Here is a 14,387-nt window from a genome sequence, read left to right as displayed (position 1 = left end):
TTTTCTTTTTCTCCCTGCCCCCTTGCGGGAGAGGCCGGGGAGAGGGGTGACAGCCGGAGGCTGTCCTCGTAACGCCACCCGAAAAGGGGACCGGATTCTTTCCCCCTGGCCTCTCAATGCTCTGCCCGCTCGCCCCCTCTCCTACGGAGCTGTACCAGTCACAACCTCCCCCCTCAAGGGGGAGGAGCGAAAAGGCCCTCCCATACGCACTCGTCCACTGAACCGCATCCAACCCAAGCTGACGGCTGGCCGCTGAAAGCTGGCCGCTCGCCTCCCTACCCCGAAGGCAGCGTGCGCTCCATCTGACGCAGCAGCCAGGTGGTGAAGCGTGGGGCGGGGCGGCCGTAGGGGGGGTAACTCAGGCGGGTGGGGCTGAGGGCGGCCTCGTGCAGCACGGCGCGCTCGTGGCTGAAGGCGCGGAAGCCGTACTCGCCGTGGTAGCTGCCCATGCCGCTGGGGCCGATGCCGCCGAAGGGAAGGTTGGGATTGGTGAGGTGAACGACCGTCCCGTTGACCACCAGGCCGCCGCTGCGCGTCTCGCGGCGCACCTGCTCGGCTTCCCCAGGGTCGCGGGTGAAAGCGTAGAGGGCCAGCGGCGTGTCCAGCCGCCGCACCAGGGCCAGCGCGTCTGCCAGGTCGCGGTAGGGCAGGATGGGCAGGACTGGACCGAAGAGTTCCTCCCGCATCAGCGGCATCTCCGGGGTGACGTTCGTGACCAGGGTGGGCGAGATGAGGCGCTGCGCCGCGTCGAACTGGCCGCCGAACACCACGCGCGCCCCAGCCCGTACGCTCTCGCCAGTCAGGCGCTCCAGGCGATGCACGCTGGCAGCGTCCACCAAGCGCCCAAAATCTTTCAGCGTGTCGGGACCGGACCCATAGCGGCGCGCGACCACCTCCCGCAGCCGTTCCACGAACCCGTCATGCTGCTCCTGGGGCACCAGCACGTAGTCGGGGGCCACGCAGGTCTGCCCGGCGTTCAGGAACTTGCCCCAGCCGATGCGCTCGGCGGCCAGCCCCAGGTCGGCCCCGTGCCCGAGAATGGCCGGACTCTTGCCGCCCAGTTCCAGCGTGACCGGCGTAAGGTTCCGCGCGGCAGCTTCCATCACCCGGCGGCCGATGTCGCCGCTCCCGGTAAAGAAGATATGGTCGAAGGGCAACCGGGTCAGCGCCTCCGCCACATCCGCCCCACCCTCCACCACGGCAACGAGGTATGGTTCGAAGACCTCCTCCAGCAACTCCCGCAGCGCGCGGGCTGTGGCAGGGGCCTTCTCACTGGGCTTGAGGATGACGGTGTTCCCTGCCGCGAGGCTGGCGACCAGCGGCGCGAGGGCGAGGTTCACCGGGTAGTTCCAGGGGCTGAGAATCAGCGTCACGCCGCGCGCCTCTGGCACCACCCAGCTGCGCGAGCCGAGCAGCGTGGCGGGCGTTGCGACGGAGCGGGGCCGCATCCAGCGCGGCAGGTGGGCCACGGCGTGGTTCAGCTCCCCCACTACGGGATGCAGCTCGGTGATTTCCGCCTCGGCGCGGCTCTTGCCCAGATCCAGGGCGAGCGCCTCCGCCAGCCGGACCCGGTGCCGCTGGATGGCGTCCCGCAGGCGGCGCAGGATGGCCTGCCGCTCGGCCGCTCCCGTCTGCGCCATCCGCAGGCGGTGGGCCTGCTGCGCCTCGAAGATGGCCTGGATACCGGCTTCATTCATAAGCCCTCCGCAAGTGGTCTGACCAGTTGGAATGGGGGCAGTCTACACCATCAGGGCGCTAAGCTGGCCGGAGGTGCGCTGCCGCATCGCCTTTCCTATGCCTCATCCCCTCGCCCCTCCCCTCCTCACGGGCAACCGACGCGCCCTCGCCCGCGCCATCACCCTGACCGAATCCACCCGCCCCGACCACGAAGCGGAGGCGCAGGCGCTGCTGGCCGAGGTGCTGCCCCACGCCGGGAAGTCGGTCCGGGTGGGCCTGACGGGTGTGCCGGGCGTGGGCAAAAGCACCTTTATCGAGGCGCTGGGGACGTATCTGGCGGACGCCGGGCACCGGGTCGCCGTGCTGGCGGTGGACCCCTCCAGCGCGCGCACCGGCGGCAGCATCATGGGCGACAAGACGCGGATGCCCCGGCTGACCGTGCATCCGAACGCCTACATCCGCCCCAGCCCCAGCGGGGGCACACTGGGCGGGGTGGCGCGGCGCACCCGCGAGGCCATCACGCTCTGCGAGGCCGCCGGGTACGACGTGCTGCTGGTGGAGACGGTCGGGGTGGGCCAGTCGGAGACACAGGTGGCCGCCATGACCGACCTCTTCGTGCTGCTGACGCTGCCCAATGCCGGGGATGAGCTTCAGGGCATCAAGCGCGGCATCATGGAAATGAGCGACCTGTGCGTGGTGAACAAGGCGGACACGGACCCGAAGGCCGCAACGCGGGCACAAACTGAACTCACGATGGCCCTCAAGCTGCTGACGCCGAAGGGTGCACCGTGGCGGCCCCGCGCCCTGCAAGCCTCGGCACTGACGGGCGAGGGCATCGGGCAGGTGTGGGAGGCGGTGGGGGCGTACCGGCAGGCGGTGGACGTTCCCACCAAGCGCCGCGCCCAGACCGCCGTGTGGTTCGACGAGCTGCTGCGCGAGGCGGCGTGGCGCGCATTTCAGGCCGGGGTGGACGGGGAGAAGCTGCGGGCACTCCGCGCGGAGGTGTTGGCGGGAACCCTCACGCCGGTGCAGGGCGTCCGGGCGCTCCTTTCCCCTACCCCGTAACACGAAAAAGGCCGACCCACAGCGGAGCGGCCTTCCTGTGCTGGCGGCTGGAAGCTGGCCGCCGGCAACTTTACTTGATGCTACCGTTCAGCCCGTTCGGGTAGAACCCGCCCATATGCGCGCCAGGCGCGAGGTACACGATGTTCAGGACCTCGCGGGTGGTGCGCGGGTAGGCCACGCCGTGCATGTCGCTGGGCGCGAAGACGGCGTTGCCGCGGGCGTCGGTGAGGCCCGCATCCTTGCCGCCGCCGACCTTGGCACGCAGGTTGCTGATGGCCTGCACGACCTGCCCGACGTACAGCCCGGCCGCCGCACTCACCTGGCGCTGCTGGTACAACATGGCGCGGATGGCCCCGCCGTGGTACGCCTCCACTGCCAGGATGCCCGCCGCGGCCTGGAGGTAGGCGGGGTTGGTGATGAGGGTGGCCGCGCCGTTGTACGCCGTGACGCCCACATCCTCGAAGATGAACGCGCCGTGCAGGAAGAACAGGTCGTTCGCGTAGGGGTTGAAGCCCTTGATTGCGCCCCCGCTGGCGGCCCGCCCAGCGGCGTCAAAGGCCGCGGAAAGGTCCAGCACCGGACGCGGCGCGGCGGCCTTGCCCAGCGCACCATGCAGGAACTTCACGTGCTGGAACTCATCCTCCGCGATGTCGCGGGCCAGGGCCTCGACGTTGCTGTCCTTGAACTGCATCCCGCGCGCCTGGTCCAGGCTGGCGGGGAGGCGAATGGCCGCGCCGCCGCCAATCGCGCGCAGCTCGTTCACACGGCCCACGGCGGCCAGGTAGAACGCGGCCTCCAGGTATTCCAGGTTCAGCGCGAAATTCAGCACGTCCGCGTCGATGTTCCGGGCGGGGGCGGCCAGCGCGCCGGTTCCGGCGAGGCCGAAGGCAGCGGCCCCCAGCCCGAACTTGCCGAGGGTGGCGAGGGCGGCGCGGCGGCCCCCGTCGGAGGGGGTGGGGGCGGATGGGGCGGTCGTGTTCTGGTCGTCACTCATGATGGTTCCTCCGGTGAATGCCTGCTGTGAATCACGGGCAGCTTCAACCGGCTGTATGCGGAACGCCGGGCTTTGGATCAGGCCCTCCCCCGCTTACCCCCCCCAGCAGCCGGGTCAGCATCACGTGGTGGTCTTCAAAGAAGCGCCGGGGCAGGGCCAGCGCGCGGGCCAGGGGCACAGGCCGCGCGGGAAAGGCGGCGGGCGGCGGCCCCAGCCAGACGTGCGCGGCGGTCGGCGCGACCAGGGCGCGGGCGGGGTGGTCGAACACGGCGTGGGCGGGGAAGGCAGGCGACTCACCGGGCGGCAGCACGCGGCCGGGCAGTTCCCACAGGCCGTTTCCGATGGCGCTCCGGCGGGTATGCAGCCAGACCGCCTCCTCCCGCAGGTGCAGCCAGCGTTCCTCATGCAGGTGGACGCCGGGGGGCAGGCCAGCGCGGGCGGCCTCCACCGCCTGCCACTCGGCCCGGAGGCGGGCATAGGCGGGGGTGAGGGCAAAGCGGGCCAGGAAGGGCCGCACCGCCCCCGGCACGCTGTCCGGGAGGGGCCGCCCAGTCAGGAACGCCGCGCGCAGGTCGGTGGCGTTCAGGCCGGGTACCAGCGGCACGGGCAGACGCTCCCAGCCGGGGAACCAGCGCAGGTAGGCGGTGGAGGCGTCCTTTTCGAAGCCGACGAGCAGGATGGGCGTTTCCGGGCCGAAGACTTCTGCGGCGGCGGCGCGCACGTCCGCCGCCCACAGCTCCGCGTCGAAGCGGTCGGGGAGGGGGCGGAAGGTCACGCGGCCGCGCCGCACCCCGGCCTCCCGCAGCGCCGCGCCGAACATCGCTGCCCGCTCGGGGGCACTGAAGGGGTTGCGGACGGAGCGGGCCAGGTTCGCGCTCCCCAGCAGGACCAGGACGCGCCCGGCCTGCTCCAGCGCGTACAGCACCGTCGCCACGTGGGCGCGGTGGGGCGGCTGGAAGCGGCCCACGAAGACGGCGGCGGGCGCGGTCATGCCTCGGCGTGGACCCGCAGCCCCTCGGCCACCCGGTCGCGCAGCCCGGCCACGTCCTCCCCCAGGCCCACGCGGTAGAGGTGGGGGTTGAGGGCGCGGCGGGTTCCGGCGGGCAGGCGGGCGAGGTCGGCGCGGGCGCGGGCCTGGGCCGCCTGCAACGTCTCCGGCTCACCCGTACGCTGGCCGCCTTCCATCACCACCTGCCGCGCGTCCTCCCAGGCCAGGCCACCGGGCACGCGCGAGGCGCGCAGGGGGTTGGTGGGGGCGCTGAGGCGGTCGCCGGTGCGGGGGGCGTCGCCCAGCGTCAGCGCGTCGAAGACCAGTTCGCCCTGGTCGTTCACGGCCCGCCACACGTGCTTCACGCCGGGGAGGCTGAACTTGGCGGGGTCGCCGGTCAGCTTCATGCGGGGGATGCCGCCCAGCTGCGCGAGCTTGAACACACCCCCCAGCGCCCCGCCGCCCTCGCCGCCCGCTGTGGCGAGCTGCGTGCCCACGCCGTACACGTCGATGCGTCCCCCCTCCGCGATGACGGAGGCGATGACCGACTCGGACAGGTCGTTGCTCGCCACGATCTTCACGTTGGGGAACCCGGCCTCGTCGAGCGCGGCGCGAATCCGGCGGGACAGGTAGGCGAGGTCGCCGCTGTCGAGCCGCACGCCGCGCAGTTCATGTCCCGCCGCACGCAGTTCGCGGGCCACCGTGAGCGCGTTGGGGAGGCCGCTGCGCAGGGTGTCCACCGTGTCGAGCAGCAGCGTGGTGCTGTCGGGGTACAGCTCGGCGTAGGCGCGGAAGGCCGCGAGTTCGTCGGGGAAGCTCTCGACCCAGGCGTGGGCGTGCGTGCCGGTCAGGGGCAGGCCGTATCTGCGCCCGGCCTCCACGTTGCTGGTGCCCACCGCGCCGCCCACATAGGCCGCCCGCGCCGCGCTCAGCGCCCCGTCCGGCCCCTGCGCCCGCCGCGCCCCGAACTCGACAATCTGGCCCCCAAAAGGGCTGGCCTCCGCCGCCAGGACGCAGCGGGTGGCCTTCGTCGCCACCAGCGTCTGAAAGTTCAGCGTGTTCAGCAGCGCCGTCTCGACGAGTTGCGCCTCCCACAGCGGCGCGGTGACGGTCAGCAGCGGCTCGTGGGCAAACACCACGCTGCCCTCGCGGAAGGCCGTGACACGCCCGCTGAACCTCCACCCCCGCAGGGCCTCCAGGAAGTCGGGGCGGAAGAGGCCCAGCGTGCCCAGGTAGGCGAGGTCTTCCTCGGTGAAGCGCAGGGTTTCGAGCATCGCCAGCGCGGGTTCCAGCCCCGCCCACACGGCAAAGCCTCCCCCGAAGGGCTGCTTGCGGAAGTACAGGTCGAAGACGGCCTCCTCCGTGTGCAGGCCGTAGGCGTGGTAGCCCTGCATCATGGTGAGCTGGTAGAGGTCGGTGAAGAGGGCAGAGGGGGCGGAAGTCATGCGCCATTCTCCGGCAGCACGGCCTCCGGCAGCCGCTGCCCGCGCGTCTCCACGCCGATGCCCCAGGCGCAGGCGGCCGCGACGGCGAAACAGGCCGCGAAGAGGGTCAGCGCCACCCCCAGCCTCCCGGTCAGCAGCAGCGCCCCCAGGCTGGGCGACAGCACGCTGGCGAGCCGGGCCATGCCGCTCACGAAGCCCATGCCCGTCGTGCGCAGCGGCGTGGGGAAGAGTTCAGGCGTGTAGGCGTACAGCGCGCCCCAGGCCCCCAGCAGCGCGAACGACAGCAGCGCCGACGTGACCAGTACCGCCCCCGGCGTCCCCGCCAGCAGGAAGAGGTAGGCCCCTACCGCACTGACGGCCAGGTAGCCCACCAGCGTGGCCCGCCGCCCCACCTTCTCCACCAGGTAGGCGGCCAGCACGTAGCCCGGAATCTGCGCCAGCGCCAGCAGCAGCGTGGTGCGGTACACCGCGCCCAGCTCCAGCCCCTGCGCCCGCAGGAACGAGGGCAGCCACGAGAAGATGCCGTAGTACCCCAGGCTGAGGCCGAACCACACCAAGGCGAGCAGCACAGTCCGGCGGCGCAGCACCCGCTGGAACAGCGCGGCGGGCGTCACCCGCAGGGCAGGCGGGGGCGCAAGCAGCGGCGCGTCGGGCAGGGTGGTGCCGTTCGCCCGCGCCACCCGCAACAGCGCCCCCCGCGCCTGCGCCTCCTGCCCGCGCACCAGCAGCGAGCGCGGCGAGTCGGGAATGCCCAGGCGGGCCAGCAGGCCAATCACGCCGGGCACGGCGGCCAGGCCCAGCAGCCAGCGCCACGCCTCGGCGGGTTCCAGCAGGGTGCTGAGCCACCACGCCAGCGCGGCCACCACCACCGTCCCCAGCGCCCAGAAGCTTTCCAGGTACACCAAAAAGCGGCCCCGCCACGCGGTGGGCACGAACTCGGCCATCATCGCGTAGTCCACCGGCAGCGTTCCGCCGATGGCGAAGCCGGTCAGGAACCGGGCGACGATGAGCCAGGCGACCCCCGGCGCGAAGGCCCCGCACAGGCCGAACACCACCCCCAGCGATACGGTGGTCAGAAAGACCGCGCGCCGCCCGATGCGGTCGGCCAGCCAGCCCCAGAACACCGCGCCCACCAGCATCCCGGCAAAGGTGGCGGTGAGCAGCCATGTGGCGTCCGCCGACCCCCGCGCCAGCCCGAACGCGGCGCTGATGCCCGGCAGCGCGAAGCCCATGAGGAGCACCTCCATCGCGTCGGCGGCCCAGGTCAGCCCGCAGATCGCCAGCAGCCGCCACTGGAAGGGACCGAGGCCCAGCCGGTCCATCGCGTCGTCGAGGGGGAGGGGGGTCTTCTGAGGCAGAGCGGTCATGACGCTGCGAGTGTACGTGACGGACGGCACAAAGGAGAGGCCACCTGGGCAGGAAAGCAGGTGGCCCCTCTCTGGATGTGGCTGGCTTCAGGCCGGTGGCGGCAGGCGCACCACGCTGAGCATGTAGCGGCCCAGGGCCTGAATGGCCTGGTAGAAGTGCGTGAAGTCGATGGGCTTGACCACGTAGCTCGCCGCGTGGGCCTGATAGGAGCGCAGGATGTCCTCGTCGGCCTGGCTGGTGGTCAGGACGATCACGGGAATGGTCATCAGCAGGGGGTCGCGCTTGAGTTCGGCCAGGACTTCCAGGCCGTTCATGCGCGGCATGTTGATGTCGAGCAGGATCACGTCGGGGCGGGGGGCCTCCGCGTACTCCTCCTGCTGGCGCAGGAACGCGAGGGCCTCCACGCCGTCACGGGTGACGTGCAGGCGGTTGGTGATGCCGGCAGCAGCAAAGGCTTCCTCGGTCAGCATGATATCCGGCTCGCTGTCCTCGACGAGCAGAATTTCGATTGGCGTGGCTTCTGGCATGAACATCGGTCTCTCCCGTCGTGCTGCTCTCCAGTGTGGGGGGAGAGGTTGACGGACGTCTGAAAGGGCACTTCAGCCGCCCACAACGGTCCCTTGAGGCTCTCTTGGGATTGTCCCGGCCCCGCGCCCGCCCCTTGCTCTGGAGCATTTGTCCGAATGACGCCGTTGGAAGAAGGACACGTCCAACGCCTCCCCAACTCTGCTTCGCAGCTTTGCAAGTCCCAAACGCTCTCTTTATTGCGCTCGCTGTCTTGGGCAGAACGGACTCGCCCCAGCAAGCCTGCCCGCCCGCTCGGTGGGGAAGAAGGTCTCTTTTTGACAAATGTTCTAGGCTGCTGCCCATGAACATGCTGCAAGCGGCCCTGGGTGGCGGCGCGATCTTTCCCGCCCCGGAAACCCTGCTGGACGGCCTGACCTTCGAGACGGCGGCGCGGTCCGTGACCGGGGTGCCCTACACGCTCGCGGCTCTGCTGGCCCACCTCGCGGTGACGCAGCGGGCCAGCCTGAACCTCGCCTCCGGGCAGCGCGAAACCTGGCCGGAGGAACTCGACATCTGGCCGGGCCTGAATACCCCCGCTGCCTTCGAGGCCTGCCTGACGGAACTGCGTCTGGGGCTGGCCGAGGCGCGCGCCCTGGCCTCCGCGCCCTCCGAGCGGACGCGGGAGGTGCTGACCGATCTGGCCGCCCACAACGCCTACCACTGGGGCCAGGTCGCACTGCTGCGCCGGGTGCTGGGCGCGTGGCCCCAGTGAAGGCAGTCTCAGTGAAGGAAGCCCCTCTGGTGCGGGTTGGCAGCCTGAACCCGGCCAAGATCCAGCCCGTCCGCGACGTGTTCGGGGCGTGGTGGCCGGGGGCTGGTGTGGAGGGCGTGGCGGTGCCCAGCGGCGTCCCCGACCAGCCTATCGGGGAGGCCCAGACCCGTGAGGGCGCGGTCAACCGGGCACGGGCGGCGCTCGCCACGCTGGAGGACGGGGAAGGCTGGGGGGTAGGCCTGGAAGGGGGCGTCACCTTCAGCGGCGCGGACGGCTGGCTGTTCGGCATCGTCGCCGTGGCCTGTCGCCGGGCGGGCCAGGTGCGGCTGGAGGTGTCCCGCACGGCGGACCTGCGCCTGCCCCCCCTGGTCGCCGCACGGGTGCGCGCGGGCGAGGAACTCGGCCCGGTGATGGACGAGGTGCTGGGCACCAGCGGTATCAAACGGGGGGCGGGCAGCGTGGGGGCACTGACGGGCGGACTGGTCACGCGGGCCGACGTGTGGCGGCAGGCGGTGGCGCTGGCTGCGACTCCCTTAAGAGACAGCGTGCCGGGCAGCGCGGGGCTATACCCTGGAGCATGACCCAGGACGCGCAGGTGACCAACAACGAGGCCGAACGCCGCTACGAGATCAAGCAGGGCGGGCGGGTGGTGGGGTTCGCCGAGTACCGCCCGGCGGGCGATGCCCTGATGTTCACCCACACCGAGGTCGAGGAGGGCCATGAGGGCCAGGGCCTCGGCTCGCAGCTTGTCCAGGCCGCTCTCGACGACGCCCGCGCGCAGGGCCGCCAGGTCGTGCCGATGTGCCAGTTCGTCGCCGCCTACATCCGCGAACACCCCGAGTACACGGAGCTGGTGCAGCCGGACCAGCGGGGCGTGTTCGGGCTGTAAGACCAAACTGTAGGACCAGCTTGCCCTGATGAAAGAACATCCGGCCAGCGCCTCCAGCAGGAGCACCGGATGTTTTCCAGTGGCCGGAGACCCAGGGGTGGCTTTCGCCTTTCAGCAAGCGGTATGGGCTGACTTGTTCATGCGCGCGTCCCTCGTCTTCGCCCCACCCCGGCTGCGTGCAAGACGAACCCCGGGCGCGCTGTTCCTGGCCGGGAAACAGACATTTGCGTTCCCGACCGCTCTGGGCGCAGGCTCGGGGCATGACGGTTCCCACCTCGCCTGCCCGCCCAGTGCCGGGGATCACGCGCGTGACCCTGCTGCTCACCGCGACCCTGACCATCATGAGCGGGGCCACCATCGCGCCCTCGCTGCCCGCCATGCAGGCGCACTTCTCGGGGCTGCCGAATGCCGACGTGTTGGTGCGCCTGACGGTCACGGTGGTGGGCCTCGCCATCGCCATCAGTGCGCCCCTCAGCGGGTACCTCACCGACCGGAGCGGGCGGCGGCCCGTGCTGGTGGTCGCCATGCTGCTCTATGCCCTGGCCGGCTCCAGTGGCCTGTATGCCCCCAACCTCTGGACGCTGATGCTGGGGCGGGTGCTGCTGGGGCTGGCGGTGGGCGCGACCATGACGGCGGGGTCGGCGCTGGTGGCGGACCTCTTTGCCGGGCAGGAACGCGCGCGGTTTCTGGGGTTGCAGAGTGCCTTCACCAGCCTGGGCGGGGTGATTTTCCTGCCGCTGGGCGGGTTGCTGGCGAGCGTGGGCTGGCGGGCACCCTTCGCGGTGTACCTGGCGGCCCTGCTGATTGTGCCGCTGGCGCTGCGGCTCCCACGTGGGGAAACGGCGGGCGAGCGCACGGCTCAAACGGCGGCGGAACGTATCCCGTGGCGTCCGGTCGCGCTGGCCTACGCGGTGGCGCTGGCGTACATGCTGGTCTTCTACCTGATGCCCACGCAGCTTCCCTACCGGCTGGAGGGGCTGGGGGTGGCCCCAGCGCAGGTGGGTTTCGTGATGGGCATCAGCACCCTGTCGGGGGCACTGGCCGCGCTGTGGTTTTCCCGCCGGGGCGGCACACGCGCGCCGGTTCTCACGGCGGGGTTCAGCCTGCTGGCGCTGGCCGTCGGCTGGACGGTCGTGAGCCGGGCCACCGGCGCGGGAGGGGTGGTGCCGGGCCTGATCATCGGTGGGGCGGGCGCGGGGCTGGTCACGCCCAACCTGAACACCTTCCTGGCGGCCCTGGCCCCGGCCCACGCGCGCGGGCGGGTGATGAGCGGGCTGTCGGCCAGCATCTTCCTGGGACAGTTCCTGTCGCCCCTGCTGGCGCAGCCCTTCGTCCACGGGGCGGACGTGAGCCACGCCTTCGCCGCAGCGGCGGTCTTCGCCACTCTGGTCGGCGTGGGGCTGCTGGTGCTGGGGTGGGGGCTGACGGCGCGGCGGGTCGTGGCAGCGGATTGACCGCTCAGCGCCGATGTGCCCAGGTGACTCTCCACCAGCGCCGGAACCGGGGTTCGGAGGAGGGAGAGAGGTCCAGCCCTGCCCGCGCGCCGATTTCTTCGGCCACAGCGTCCACGGTGCGCCCATAGGTGTTCAGGTGAACGGCAAACCGCGGCCCGGCGAGTTCGCGCAGCCGGTCCTCGACCTGCGCCCCGGCCCAGGAGTGACGGCCCTCCAGACGCCGCCGCAGCCGGGCATGAATCACGGCGGGCGGAGCGAGCAGCGTAAAGTGGTGGGCGGTCAGCCCGCGTTCACGCAGCCCCTTGAGCAGAGCCTCGTGCCGTTCCACATCCGTCACCGTCATGGGGACGATGACCGGCCCATCTGCGCGCGAGGCCGCTTCTGCCAGCGCCTCCAGCACGAAGGGGACCCAGAGAGGATGCTGCTGGAAGTCGGGCTCCTGCCTCCCTGGCGGCGTGAGGCGGCGCAGCGTGAAGCCGAGTTCCTCCGGGTCGAACAGGAAGCTGCCCGGCACCCGCGCGTGCAGGGCATGGGCCGTATGCGTCTTGCCCACGCCGAAGGGGCCGTTGATCCAAAGAATCGCCGGGGACGAGGTCATGGCCCACACTAGCGTGGACCCCAGCACCTCGTATTTTCGGGGTATTCCTTTTCATGTGACAACTCTTCTCCCTTTTCTCCTGCCATGTGCTACCTTCAGCCCATGATTGTCGTCAAGGTGGGCGGAAGCGCCGGGATTGATTACGACGCGGTGTGCGCCGACCTCGCCGCGCTGTGGCAGGGCGGGCAGCGGTTCGTGCTGGTGCATGGCGGCAGCGGCGAGACGAACCGGGTGGCCGAGGCGCTGGGGCACCCGCCGCGCTTCGTGACCAGCCCCAGCGGGTACACGTCGCGCTTCACCGACCGCGAGACGCTGGAAATCTTCGAGATGGTGTACTGCGGCAAGATGAACAAGGGGATAGTCGAGCGGTTGCAACGCCTCAGCGTGAACGCGGTCGGCCTGTCGGGGCTGGACGGCCGGATTTTCGAGGGCCGCCACAAGGACAGCGTGCGCGCCGTGGAAAACGGCAAGGTCAAGGTGCTGCGTGGCGATCACACCGGCACCGTCGAGCGGGTGAACGCGGACCTCGTGAACCTGCTGCTGAACGCGGGCTATCTGCCGGTGCTGACCCCGCCCGCCGCGAGTTACGAGGGCGTCGCCATCAACGTGGATGGCGACCGGGCCGCCGCTGCGCTGGCCGTGGCGCTGGGGGCCGACGCGCTGCTGCTGCTCTCCAACGTGCCGGGCCTGCTGCGCGCCTACCCCGACGAGGGCAGCTTGATTCCCGCCATCCCCGCAAACGATGTGGAGAGCTACCTGGAGTTCGCCCAGGACCGGATGAAGAAGAAGGTGCTGGGAGCCGCCGAGGCCGTGCAGGGCGGCGTGAGGCGGGTCATCTTCGGGGACGCCCGCGCGGGAGAGCCGATCAGCGCGGCGCTGGCAGGGGCGGGGACGGTGGTGAGTTAGCGGGCCTGGCTCAACAGTCTCGCCAGAGCGTCACGCATCTGCTCGAAGCCCGCCCGGTCCTGGTGTTCGTGGCACCAGACGGCCAGGGTCAGCGCATCGAAATGCCGGATCACATGCAGGAAATGCTGTTCCCCCGCGCTCCACTCGCGCCCGTAGCCCTGCTGAAAGGCCCGCCGCAGTTCGGGACGTTGCCACAGGACCTTGTTGTCCAGCTTGGCGATGTCCAGCACTGCCGGGCCGGGGCGGGCATGTTCCGTGTCGATGACCGTCAGCCGCGCTCCGTCCCAGAGCCAGTTGCGGGCCGTGTAGTCCCCGTGGCGCAGGACCGTGGGCGGGAAGGGGGCGGCCAGCAGTTCTCTCGTCATCCCCTCGACCCGGCTCACCTGCCCTTCGTCGAGCAGCCCAGCCGCGCGGGGAATGAAGCTCTCGACCAGCCGCCTCAGGTCAGCCCGGCCGTCGTCGAAGGCGAGCGGCAGCGGCGCGGCGTCGTGCAGCCGCCTCAGCGCCGCCCCCGCCGCCCGGTACATCTCCTCCGTCTGGAGCAACGCCAGCGCACATTCGCCCTCGACCCGCTCCAGCACAAGTTCCAGCCGCTCGGCATCGGCGAACAGGAGGCGGGGCAGGAAGCCAGGCCAGGTGAAATACCCGTAGATTTCGCGGGCGTACTTGTGCCGCTTGGCATGCCGCTTCAGCACGGCAGGACGGCCCTTCCAGCGGGCGGCGTACACCTGCGCCTCACCGTGATTCCAGCCGATAGACTCGCCCACTTCCAGCATCTGCCGAGGGTAACAGACCCCACCGTGCAGGCGGCACTCTCCCTACCCCAGAGAGCGGGTCAACGCGGCGTTGGCGGGAACGACGACGGGCCAAACAGTGCCAGCATTTCCCGCGGGTCGGCGGGCGTGAGGTAATAGGTGGTTCCGTCCAGCGTGAGCAGCACTGCCTCCGTGGGCCGGGAGGTCGTGGCGATGGCCTGCACCCGGCCGCCCCGGCCCGCCCCAGCGAGAACGTCCCGGTCAGGTAGCCCGGCACCGCCGTTCCGAAGAGCCGCACCCCCAGGCCCTCGCGGGTCAGTTCGGCGCTTGTCCGGTCCAGCGGAAACCGCTGCGTGTGCAGGCTACTTTGCGCGACCAGCACGCCGGGAAGCAGGGTGTACCGCAGCCGAGGCCGGCGCAGCAGAAGCGCCAGCGGCCCCAGCAGGAGCAGCCCTACCAGCCCGGCGAACAGGGCCGACGGGGGCCGGGCCGGGAAGAAGGTGCCGGCCTCCCCCGCCCGCCACGTTTGCAGGAGCGCGTCCGGGTCGGCGGGCGTCAGGACCGTGACACGGGGCCGCGTAAGGAAGACCAGCGCCGGGTTTGACCCGTCGGTGTACAGGTCGGCCTCCCCGAACCGCGCCACCTCGAAGCGCCCGACCACGTAGCCCGGCGCATCGGACCCGACCGTTTTCCGCACGCGCCGCACCTCCACCTGCACCACTCCCGTTCCTGCCGGAATGACCCGGCTGGAGGCGACCGAGCGGGCAAGAATCTCCCCACCCCGCACCTCGTAGACCGGACGCCGCAGCACGCCCGGCAGCAGGAGCAGGCCCAGCACGGCCAGGAGGACGGCCGCCAGCAACCACCGCACCCACGGCCACCAGCGCGGCGGGGGCACAGTCGCGGTGGGAATCTCGCGCGGGGCAGACTCGGGCATCCCGGTCACTGTACCGGGCCAGCGGCGAGGCT

15 protein-coding genes are annotated in these 14,387 nt (G+C 71.0%); 6 read left to right on the top strand and 9 right to left on the bottom strand.

Annotated features, from left to right (window positions below):
- Positions 1-275: 275 nt before the first annotated feature.
- Complete coding sequence (locus tag ABEA67_RS03025; protein ID WP_345460660.1) at positions 276-1,697, bottom strand: aldehyde dehydrogenase family protein; 1,422 nt, start codon at positions 1,695-1,697, stop codon at positions 276-278.
- 97 nt (positions 1,698-1,794) lie between these two features.
- Between ABEA67_RS03025 and meaB the strand changes: the two genes are divergently transcribed.
- Positions 1,795-2,742: a methylmalonyl Co-A mutase-associated GTPase MeaB gene (gene meaB / locus ABEA67_RS03020; protein WP_345460657.1), complete on the top strand. Its 948-nt coding sequence runs from the start codon at positions 1,795-1,797 to the stop codon at positions 2,740-2,742.
- Between the two features lie 70 nt (positions 2,743-2,812).
- Here the strand turns inward: meaB and ABEA67_RS03015 are convergent, their stop codons facing one another.
- From ABEA67_RS03015 to ABEA67_RS02995, 5 genes are all read right to left on the bottom strand, one after another.
- On the bottom strand, positions 2,813-3,736 hold the full coding sequence (locus ABEA67_RS03015) for a ferritin-like domain-containing protein (protein ID WP_345460654.1): 924 nt from the start codon (positions 3,734-3,736) through the stop codon (positions 2,813-2,815).
- A gap of 43 nt (positions 3,737-3,779) precedes the next feature.
- Positions 3,780-4,727: an adenylyltransferase/cytidyltransferase family protein gene (locus ABEA67_RS03010; RefSeq protein ID WP_345460651.1), complete on the bottom strand. Its 948-nt coding sequence runs from the start codon at positions 4,725-4,727 to the stop codon at positions 3,780-3,782.
- Positions 4,724-6,169, bottom strand: a complete 1,446-nt coding sequence (locus ABEA67_RS03005; protein ID WP_345460648.1) for a nicotinate phosphoribosyltransferase — start codon at positions 6,167-6,169, stop codon at positions 4,724-4,726. The genes ABEA67_RS03010 and ABEA67_RS03005 overlap by 4 nt, the downstream gene beginning before the upstream one ends.
- A complete protein-coding gene (locus tag ABEA67_RS03000; RefSeq protein ID WP_345460645.1) occupies positions 6,166-7,536 on the bottom strand; it encodes an MFS transporter in 1,371 nt (456 codons plus the stop codon). The genes ABEA67_RS03005 and ABEA67_RS03000 overlap by 4 nt, the downstream gene beginning before the upstream one ends.
- A gap of 87 nt (positions 7,537-7,623) precedes the next feature.
- Positions 7,624-8,070 carry a response regulator gene (locus tag ABEA67_RS02995; protein WP_345460642.1) on the bottom strand — a complete coding sequence of 149 codons (447 nt, stop codon included), beginning with the start codon at positions 8,068-8,070 and terminating at the stop codon, positions 7,624-7,626.
- Positions 8,071-8,405: 335 nt separating this feature from the next.
- On the opposite strand from ABEA67_RS02995, the gene ABEA67_RS02990 reads away from it, so the two are divergent.
- The 4 genes from ABEA67_RS02990 (at position 8,406) to ABEA67_RS02975 (ending at position 11,159) form a co-directional block, all read left to right on the top strand.
- A complete protein-coding gene (locus tag ABEA67_RS02990; protein ID WP_345460639.1) occupies positions 8,406-8,816 on the top strand; it encodes a damage-inducible protein DinB in 411 nt (136 codons plus the stop codon).
- Positions 8,817-8,827: 11 nt separating this feature from the next.
- Positions 8,828-9,397, top strand: a complete 570-nt coding sequence (yjjX, locus tag ABEA67_RS02985) for an inosine/xanthosine triphosphatase (RefSeq protein ID WP_345460636.1) — start codon at positions 8,828-8,830, stop codon at positions 9,395-9,397.
- On the top strand, positions 9,394-9,705 hold the full coding sequence (locus ABEA67_RS02980; protein ID WP_345460633.1) for a GNAT family N-acetyltransferase: 312 nt from the start codon (positions 9,394-9,396) through the stop codon (positions 9,703-9,705). The genes yjjX and ABEA67_RS02980 overlap by 4 nt, the downstream gene beginning before the upstream one ends.
- Positions 9,706-9,965: 260 nt before the next feature.
- Positions 9,966-11,159 carry an MFS transporter gene (locus ABEA67_RS02975; protein ID WP_345460630.1) on the top strand — a complete coding sequence of 398 codons (1,194 nt, stop codon included), beginning with the start codon at positions 9,966-9,968 and terminating at the stop codon, positions 11,157-11,159.
- A gap of 4 nt (positions 11,160-11,163) precedes the next feature.
- Here the strand turns inward: ABEA67_RS02975 and ABEA67_RS02970 are convergent, their stop codons facing one another.
- The gene (locus tag ABEA67_RS02970) at positions 11,164-11,757 is read right to left on the bottom strand and encodes an AAA family ATPase (protein WP_345460627.1); all 594 of its coding nucleotides are present in this window, start codon (positions 11,755-11,757) and stop codon (positions 11,164-11,166) included.
- A gap of 102 nt (positions 11,758-11,859) precedes the next feature.
- Between ABEA67_RS02970 and ABEA67_RS02965 the strand changes: the two genes are divergently transcribed.
- On the top strand, positions 11,860-12,663 hold the full coding sequence (locus ABEA67_RS02965) for a [LysW]-aminoadipate kinase (protein ID WP_345460625.1): 804 nt from the start codon (positions 11,860-11,862) through the stop codon (positions 12,661-12,663).
- Here ABEA67_RS02965 and ABEA67_RS02960 read toward each other — a convergent pair.
- Positions 12,660-13,439: an aminoglycoside phosphotransferase family protein gene (locus tag ABEA67_RS02960; RefSeq protein ID WP_345460623.1), complete on the bottom strand. Its 780-nt coding sequence runs from the start codon at positions 13,437-13,439 to the stop codon at positions 12,660-12,662. The genes ABEA67_RS02965 and ABEA67_RS02960 overlap by 4 nt on opposite strands.
- Positions 13,399-14,355, bottom strand: coding sequence for a PH domain-containing protein (locus tag ABEA67_RS02955; RefSeq protein WP_345460619.1), 957 nt, complete (start codon positions 14,353-14,355; stop codon positions 13,399-13,401). Before ABEA67_RS02955 ends, ABEA67_RS02960 begins: the two co-directional genes overlap by 41 nt.
- Positions 14,356-14,387 lie beyond the last annotated feature (32 nt).

Source organism: Deinococcus carri (assembly GCF_039545055.1).
GTDB lineage: Bacteria > Deinococcota > Deinococci > Deinococcales > Deinococcaceae > Deinococcus > Deinococcus carri.
Note: the sequence above shows the minus strand (reverse complement) of the source record. Positions and strands in the feature narration are given on the sequence as shown.

What these genes read in the sequence shown, in the direction of transcription:
- ABEA67_RS02980 (WP_345460633.1), top strand. Translation starts at nt 9,394, where the DNA reads ATGACCCAGGACGCGCAGGTGACCAACAACGAGGCCGAACGCCGCTAC.
- ABEA67_RS03005 (WP_345460648.1), bottom strand. Translation starts at nt 6,169, where the DNA reads ATGACTTCCGCCCCCTCTGCCCTCTTCACCGACCTCTACCAGCTCACC.
- meaB (WP_345460657.1), top strand. Translation starts at nt 1,795, where the DNA reads ATGCCTCATCCCCTCGCCCCTCCCCTCCTCACGGGCAACCGACGCGCC.
- ABEA67_RS02960 (WP_345460623.1), bottom strand. Translation starts at nt 13,439, where the DNA reads ATGCTGGAAGTGGGCGAGTCTATCGGCTGGAATCACGGTGAGGCGCAG.
- ABEA67_RS03015 (WP_345460654.1), bottom strand. Translation starts at nt 3,736, where the DNA reads ATGAGTGACGACCAGAACACGACCGCCCCATCCGCCCCCACCCCCTCC.
- ABEA67_RS03000 (WP_345460645.1), bottom strand. Translation starts at nt 7,536, where the DNA reads ATGACCGCTCTGCCTCAGAAGACCCCCCTCCCCCTCGACGACGCGATG.
- ABEA67_RS02965 (WP_345460625.1), top strand. Translation starts at nt 11,860, where the DNA reads ATGATTGTCGTCAAGGTGGGCGGAAGCGCCGGGATTGATTACGACGCG.
- ABEA67_RS03025 (WP_345460660.1), bottom strand. Translation starts at nt 1,697, where the DNA reads ATGAATGAAGCCGGTATCCAGGCCATCTTCGAGGCGCAGCAGGCCCAC.
- ABEA67_RS02955 (WP_345460619.1), bottom strand. Translation starts at nt 14,355, where the DNA reads ATGCCCGAGTCTGCCCCGCGCGAGATTCCCACCGCGACTGTGCCCCCG.
- ABEA67_RS03010 (WP_345460651.1), bottom strand. Translation starts at nt 4,727, where the DNA reads ATGACCGCGCCCGCCGCCGTCTTCGTGGGCCGCTTCCAGCCGCCCCAC.
- ABEA67_RS02990 (WP_345460639.1), top strand. Translation starts at nt 8,406, where the DNA reads ATGAACATGCTGCAAGCGGCCCTGGGTGGCGGCGCGATCTTTCCCGCC.
- ABEA67_RS02970 (WP_345460627.1), bottom strand. Translation starts at nt 11,757, where the DNA reads ATGACCTCGTCCCCGGCGATTCTTTGGATCAACGGCCCCTTCGGCGTG.
- ABEA67_RS02975 (WP_345460630.1), top strand. Translation starts at nt 9,966, where the DNA reads ATGACGGTTCCCACCTCGCCTGCCCGCCCAGTGCCGGGGATCACGCGC.
- ABEA67_RS02995 (WP_345460642.1), bottom strand. Translation starts at nt 8,070, where the DNA reads ATGTTCATGCCAGAAGCCACGCCAATCGAAATTCTGCTCGTCGAGGAC.